Below are 1,093 nucleotides of genomic sequence, written 5' to 3'. Positions count from 1 at the left end.
CAAAGAATTACTTCTTATCCTCAAATTTATTCATGAAAATGGTTCCATTCACCGGGATATAAAACCATCTAACATCATGCGCTCCCAAAATGGCCGCCTCTATTTACTCGATTTTGGGGCAGTAAAACAGGCTACCAATAACCCTAGTAATACACAAGAGAAATCCACAACAATTTATTCAGCCGGATTTGCTCCTCCCGAACAACAATTAGGCAATCAGGTATCGGCAGCCACGGATTTATATGCCCTAGCAGCTACCTGTGTTATGCTCTTAACTAATCGCGATCCTGACGAGCTATACGATCCCCAAAAACAGGTCTGGAATTGGCAAAATTATGCCCCTAACATCAGTGCAGATTTAGCCCGAGTATTCAATAAAATGTTACTAGCAAATCCCCTGGATAGATTTCAATCCTGTGGAGAAGTTTTAACCGCTTTAAATACACCTCCCCCATCTCCTCCATCCCCTCCAGCTTCTCCAATTCCTCAATCCCCTCCAGCTTCTCCAGTGATTAGAAAAACTTCCCGCTTTTCTCTTGGGGAAACTTTCGCTAATGCTGCCTTTACAGGATTTGAGGGGACATTATTAGTAATTGCCTTAAATAGTTTAGTCCCCTCGGTAGGAATTGTCATCGCCTTTATGATCTTAGGTGGCTTAGTTTTGGCATTATTTAAAAAAGTGATTGAAGGAAAAGATCTACCAATTATCGCAGCAATTACCCTCACCCTCCTCTTCTTTCTTTCGCGACTGCAAGGAAGCCTAAATTTTCCTGAAATTGCTATCATTGCCGTGATGGCTGCCATCGGGGCCATTGCTATTACCGCCTTTTTCCGGTTAATATATCAGATAATTTTGCGATTATTTTAAAACCCTAAAAGTTGCCAAATTATCATCACTACCGCCGGTAATCGTGCCACCGAGGTCTAAAATAGTTTGCAGATAGTCGAGGATTTCCTGAGAAATTAACTCTCCCGGCATCAAAACGGGAATACCGGGGGGATAGGGACAGATAACATCAGCACTAAGACGATCGAGGGCATTTTTCCGGGATACTATCTCTGTAGGGGCAAAAAAAGCCTTTCTAGGAGAAAT

Annotated in this window: 2 protein-coding genes; one reads left to right on the top strand and one right to left on the bottom strand. The window is 42.5% G+C overall.

Annotated elements, in window-relative coordinates; translation table 11 throughout:
* Positions 1–868 (top strand): protein kinase domain-containing protein (locus tag PX484_RS07790; protein WP_288103373.1); only part of this gene is annotated, 868 nt, incomplete at its 5' end.
* Here the strand turns inward: PX484_RS07790 and PX484_RS07785 are convergent.
* Positions 860–1,093: Orn/Lys/Arg family decarboxylase (locus tag PX484_RS07785; RefSeq protein ID WP_502882703.1), on the bottom strand; the 234-nt coding region annotated here is incomplete at its 5' end. The two genes, PX484_RS07790 and PX484_RS07785, sit on opposite strands and share 9 nt — an antisense overlap.

Source organism: Microcystis sp. M49636_WE2, from assembly GCF_030065375.1.
In the GTDB taxonomy this organism is placed as follows: domain Bacteria; phylum Cyanobacteriota; class Cyanobacteriia; order Cyanobacteriales; family Microcystaceae; genus Microcystis; species Microcystis aeruginosa_C.
This window is presented reverse-complemented; position numbering and strand designations above follow the sequence as displayed.